Source organism: Mycobacteriales bacterium, from assembly GCA_036497565.1.
GTDB lineage: Bacteria > Actinomycetota > Actinomycetes > Mycobacteriales > QHCD01 > DASXJE01.
This window is the reverse complement of sequence record DASXJE010000210.1, coordinates 1-5516: the sequence shown is the minus strand read 5'-3', so window position 1 is coordinate 5516 and position 5516 is coordinate 1. Positions and strand designations below refer to the sequence as shown.

Genomic DNA, 5516 nt, shown 5'->3' with positions numbered 1-5516 from the left:
CGGCGTCTGGCTACTAGATGTTGTGGGCTCGTCGTACGGCGGCGGACTCCGGCCAACCCTGCGATCTACTCCCAATGGCGGGCCGGACGGCGGTCTTCGGACCGACAGAATTGCGCCGCCTACTAGCCAGCCAAGTATCTCGGCAGGCGTATTTTTATGGGAGCCGCCGCCGGGACAACCGGCGGCGGGCGTCGGACGGGCAGGGATGGGGCGGGGCGTTGACAGCGACCACCGAGACGGCGGCGCCTGCTGACGTGTTTCGCCACGAAGCCATGCTCTACGCCGGCCCAGCCGATTTCGTGGCGGGAACGGTGCCCTTCATCATCGACGGCCTCTCGGCCGGCGAACCGGTGCTGGTCGCCGCAGAGCCGACGAAGCTCGACCTCGTTCGCGCGGCGCTCGACCGCGACGCCGACCGGGTGCGATTCGCGGACCTGGCCGATGTCGGCCGCAATCCGTCGCGGATCATTCCCGTCTGGCATGACTTCGTCGACGAATGCGGCAGCGGCGGCCAGCGGGTGCGCGGCATCGGCGAGCCGATCTGGGCCGGCCGGACAGCCGCCGAGGTCGTCGAATGTCAGGTGCACGAGTCCCTGCTGAACCTCGCCTTCGCCGACTCGACGCCCTGGACCCTGATCTGCCCGTACGACACAGACGCCCTCGACCCTGGGGTGATCGACCGCGCCTACCGGAGCCACCCGATGACACGACGAGGCGATGCACGCCGGCCCAGCACGAGCTACCGAGCCCCGAGCGAGGAGCTCGCCAGCATCGGTCATGCGCTGCCGGAGCCCACCGAGGTACTCGAGCAGCGGACGGTGGTCTTCGAGCGCCTGCACGACATGCGCAGCGCCGTGGCCCGGTGCGCGACCAGCCTCGGGCTCGGGTCGGAACGCACCGCCGACCTCGTGATCGCAGTCGACGAGCTCGCCAGCAACAGCGCGCAGTACGGCGGCGGCGACGCGACCATGCGGTTGTGGCAGGACGAGGACTGCATCGTGTGCGAGGTCACCGATCGCGGGGCGATCGACGAGCCGTTGGTCGGCCGGCACCGTCCCGCGCTCAACGCGCCCAGCGGCCGCGGGCTCTGGCTGGTCAACCAGCTCTGCGACCTGGTGCAGCTGCGCACCTCCGCCGGCGGGACCGTCGTCCGCCTGCACATGGCGCTGCGCTGACCCGTCGGACCCTGCCGCCACGGCCGGGGGTGACGTTACAAATGTCACCCGGCAGTCCTGCCGCACGACACTGGTGAGCCGCCCCGGCGACCGGCAGTCTTGTCGCCATGACGACCTATGCACACACCTCACAAGCGGCCGGCGTACAGCTGCGCGGCCTGGTGAAGTCGTTCCACGCCCAGGGCACCGTCGTGCGTGCCGTCCGTGGAGTCGACATCGCCATCACCCCGGGCGAAACGGTGGCGCTACTCGGACCCAACGGGGCCGGTAAGTCCACCACGATCGACATGCTGCTGGGCCTGACCCGGCCCGACAGCGGCACGGTCTCACTGTTCGGCATGAATCCCGCCGACGCCATCAAGGCTGGCGCCATCGGCGCCATGCTGCAGACCGGCCAGCTGATCCGTGACCTCTCGGTCCGTGAGCTGATCACGATGATGGCGTCGATCTACAGCGAGCCGTTGGCGGTCGACGACGTCATCGAGATGACCGGCATCGCCGACATCGCCGACCGGCGTACCCAGAAGCTGTCCGGTGGCCAGACCCAGCGGACCCGGCTCGCCATCGCGTTGGTGTCCAACCCCGACCTCCTGGTGCTCGACGAGCCCACGGTGGCCATGGATGTCGAGAGCCGGCACGCCTTCTGGACCTCGATGCGGGACTTCGCCGCCTCGGGAAAGACGGTGGTCTTCGCCACCCACTACCTCGAGGAGGCCGACGCCTACGCCGACCGGATCGTGCTGATGGCACAGGGCCTGGTCGTCGCGGACGGGCCGACCACCGAGATCAAGGCCACCGTCGGTCTCCGCACGATTCGCGCCACGCTGCCCGAGGCGGACCTGGCCGAGCTCTCCCGACTGCCGGGCGTGACCAACGTCGACCGGCGCGGCGAGGCGGTCATCCTCAACTGCGTCGACTCCGACCAGGCGATCCGCGCCCTACTGGCCGGCTACCCCGACGCCCGGGACATCGACATCTCCGGCGCCGGGCTCGAGCAGGCCTTCCTCCAGCTGACCGGCGCGCAGGACGACGCGTCGGCCGACGACTCCACCACCGAAATGATCTCCGCCACGGAGGGCACCCGATGAGCAGCAGCATCACCTACGTGCGGTACGAGGTCCTGCGGACCGTTCGCAACGTCAGGTTCTTCATTTTCTCCCTGGTTTTCCCGCTGATTCTCTTCTTCACGATCGCCGGGCCCAACCGGAACGTCTCGCTCGGCGGACTTCCGTTCGCGCAGTACTACATGGTCGGAATGGCGTCGTGGGGCACGATGGCCGCGGTCATCGCCGGGGGAGCACGCATCGCCGCCGAACGGTCCGTGGGCTGGAATCGCCAGCTGCGGATCACGCCGCTCTCGACCCGCACCTATTTCCGCGCCAAGGTGCTCACCGGATACATGATGGCTCTGGTCAGCATCGTGCTGCTCTACGCGGCCGGTCTGTCGCTCGGCGTCCGGATGCCCGCCGGGGACTGGGTGCGGATGACCGTGCTGATCCTCGTGGGCCTGATCCCGTTCGCGGTGCTGGGCATCCTGCTGGGCCACCTGCTGACGGTCGACTCGATGGGCCCGGCGATGGGCGGCATCGTGTCGCTGTTCGCCCTGCTCGGCGGCTCGTGGGGACCGATCGGCGGGGACAGCGGCGTGCTGCACGACATCGTCCAGTGCCTGCCGTCGTACTGGCTGGTGCAGGCCGGGCACGTCGGGATCGGCGACGGCGGCTGGGGTGCAACCGGCTGGATCGTGATCGGCGCCTGGACCGCCGTGCTCGGCGTTCTGGCGGGGCGGGCCTACCGGAGGGACACCAACCGCGCCTGAGGACGGGCGGCAGGGGCACAGCAGGGGGGTGGACCGTGGCGGGCGTCGGAGTGTGACGCCCGCCACTGTGCGTAGTCAGTTGCCGCGTCCTGGGCTCAGCTGGGTGACGGGTCTGGCGGACGGGCCACCGAGGGCGCATAGTCACCTCATGCACCACGTACGCCACCGGTGACCGTCAGGCAGTCGGCGGAGCTGTCGGCCGGTCGTTCCGGCCGCACAGAGCCTCTGCGTCGTCCTGTCGGCAGCGGATTGTCGACCGGGCGGGGGCAAGGTCAACGGGGGCGTGCGCAAACGGCCGATCGCGCAGCTGCCATCGCCGGTCCGACTGCGACCCTCGTGTGAGCGAGGTCCCGAGTGAGTCTGACGACCGGTACAACGGGGCGCGCCCCGGAGCGCACCGCGCGACACGACGCATTGCTCTACGCCGGCGCCGACGAGTTCCTCGCCAGCACTGTGCCGTTCATCTACTCCGGTTTGGTCGCCGACCAACCCGTACTGGTCGTCGTGAATCACCTGAAGGCCGACCTGCTCCGCGTCACCCTCGGTGCCGACGGCCGGGAGGTCACCTTCGCCGATCTCGGCGATACCCATCGCCACCCCGACGACTTCCTCTCGGCCTGGGTGGAGTTCGCCCGGGCGCACGCCAGCGACAACCGGCTGTTGCGCGCGATCGGCGAGCCGGTGTCGGCCGCGATGTCGAGCGAACTGTTCGAGTCGCGGCAGTGCGAACCGCTCCTCGACCTCGCCTGCGTCGGCCTCCGGCAGTACTGCCTTCGCTGCCTCTACGACGCCGACACCGTCGGTGCCGAGGCGCTGGCCGAGGCACGCACCAGCCACGCCATCGTCCTCGAACGCGGCGCACGCCGCCTCGGCGCGGCCTGAGCCGCTCCGCCGTCAGCCGAGCTGTTCGTGCAGGAAGGTGACGGTCCGCTGCCACGCCAGCGCAGCCGATTCGGGGTCGTGCGTGCCGATGTGGTTCTGCTCGTTGTTGAACGCGTGGCCGGCAGGGTAGTAGTACATCGACACCGGGCCCTTCGCCTGTGCCTTGAGCTTCGCTTCGAGCTCCCGCGCCTGTTCCACCGGATACATCTGGTCCTGCTCGCCGTAGTGGCCGAGGACCGCGGCCGACACGGTCGAGAAGTCCTGCGGGACGTAACCGACGCCGTAGTACGGGACGGCCGCGCCGATCCGGTCGCCCTGCTGGGCCGCGAGCGCGAGCACGAAGCCGCCGCCCATGCAGAACCCGACCGCACCGACCTTGTCGCCGGTCACCGCCGGTAGGCCGAGCAGGTAGTCCACCGCACCGCCGAGGTCCCGGGCGGCCTGGTCCTCAGGCAGGCTCGCCAACAACTCGCCGGCCTCATCGGCGTCGTGGGTGACCCGTCCGCCGAACAGGTCCGGCGCAAGGGCGACGAACCCCTCGGCAGCGAGCCGGTCGCAGATGTCGACGATGTGGTCGTCGAGTCCCCACCACTCCTGTACGACGATCACGCCGGGCCCGCCGTCGTTGTTCGGCGTGGCCAAGTAGCCGTGCGCCTGGTTGCCGTTGCTGGGGAACGTCACGTTCTGCCTGGGGTTGGCTTGCGTCATTGCCCGGTGTCCTCTCGTTCGTCGTCTCGTGGCCACCTTGACCCGGGGCCGAGCCTACGTTCCCGGGCTCGCCCGCGGATCGGTCCCCATCGGGCCGATCGGCCGCGCCCCGGGCGCGGTCGACCTGCCTCGGGCTTTCGCGGCGGCTGGGTCTGCCGGGGTCATCATCGGACGCTGTACTCGCATCCAGCGCGGGATTATGCGAGTAGTGCGTCCGATGTTCGGCCGGCTGGTGCGGTGCGGCTGGGCATCATCGTGCGCCGTACTCGCAGCCGGGACCGGATTGTGCGAGTAGGGCGCACGATGTTGCACCGTCCGTTCAGCTGGTGGTGACCAACTCGGGTGTGCGCCGGCGTGCGGTGGGTGGTGGGTCGGGGCGGTCGGGTGGGTCGGGCATCGCGGGCAGGTGGTGCAGTCGGTTGCGGCGGGGTGTTTGGGTGGGGTCGATCCAGGGTGGCGGCAGGAACTCGGGTAAGCCGTCGACGATGCGGGCCTGCCAGCCGTGGTGGTGGATGGTGCGGTGGTGGTGCCCGCACAGCAGCACCAGGTTCGTCAGCGCGGTGGGTCCGCCGTCGGCCCAATGCTGGATGTGGTGTCCGTCGCACCAGGCGGCGGGGCGATCGCAGCCGGGGAACGCACACCCCCGGTCCCGGGCGACGAGGGCGCGGCGGATGCCGACCGGGATGGTGTGACTCGCCCGGCCCACATCCAACGGTTGGCCGGCGCCGCCGAGCAGCACCGGGATCAGCTGCGCGTCGCAGGCGATGCGGCGGGCGGTGGCCGGGGTGACCGGGCCGCCCCAGCCGAGGTCGGCGGTGCCGATCTGCTTCCGCAGGGTGTCGTAGTCGAGGGTGACCGTGACCTGCGGCCGCTGCCCCCCGGAGTCCGGGAGGTCCCCGGTCTGCAGGGCGCGCCGGGCCAACTCGATCAAC

General features: G+C 70.2%; 6 protein-coding genes. 4 read left to right on the top strand and 2 right to left on the bottom strand.

Features of this window, described 5'->3' with window-relative positions; all coding sequences use genetic code 11:
• Positions 1 to 218 precede the first annotated feature (218 nt).
• The 4 genes from VGH85_17195 (at position 219) to VGH85_17180 (ending at position 3876) form a co-directional block, all read left to right on the top strand.
• Positions 219 to 1175: a sensor histidine kinase gene (locus VGH85_17195; GenBank protein ID HEY2175546.1), complete on the top strand. Its 957-nt coding sequence runs from the start codon at positions 219 to 221 to the stop codon at positions 1173 to 1175.
• A 107-nt stretch (positions 1176 to 1282) separates the two neighbouring features.
• Entirely contained in the window at positions 1283 to 2263 is a 981-nt protein-coding gene (locus VGH85_17190; protein ID HEY2175545.1) for an ABC transporter ATP-binding protein, read from the top strand.
• Positions 2260 to 2994 carry an ABC transporter permease gene (locus tag VGH85_17185; protein HEY2175544.1) on the top strand — a complete coding sequence of 245 codons (735 nt, stop codon included), beginning with the start codon at positions 2260 to 2262 and terminating at the stop codon, positions 2992 to 2994. Before VGH85_17190 ends, VGH85_17185 begins: the two co-directional genes overlap by 4 nt.
• 354 nt (positions 2995 to 3348) lie before the next feature.
• Positions 3349 to 3876, top strand: a complete 528-nt coding sequence (locus VGH85_17180; GenBank protein ID HEY2175543.1) for an MEDS domain-containing protein — start codon at positions 3349 to 3351, stop codon at positions 3874 to 3876.
• A gap of 12 nt (positions 3877 to 3888) precedes the next feature.
• On the opposite strand, the gene VGH85_17175 is transcribed toward VGH85_17180, so the two are convergent.
• Both VGH85_17175 and VGH85_17170 read right to left on the bottom strand, forming a co-directional pair.
• The gene (locus tag VGH85_17175; GenBank protein ID HEY2175542.1) at positions 3889 to 4584 is read right to left on the bottom strand and encodes a dienelactone hydrolase family protein; all 696 of its coding nucleotides are present in this window, start codon (positions 4582 to 4584) and stop codon (positions 3889 to 3891) included.
• 319 nt (positions 4585 to 4903) lie between these two features.
• The coding region (locus tag VGH85_17170; protein ID HEY2175541.1) for a DUF222 domain-containing protein at positions 4904 to 5516 on the bottom strand (613 nt) is incomplete at its 5' end.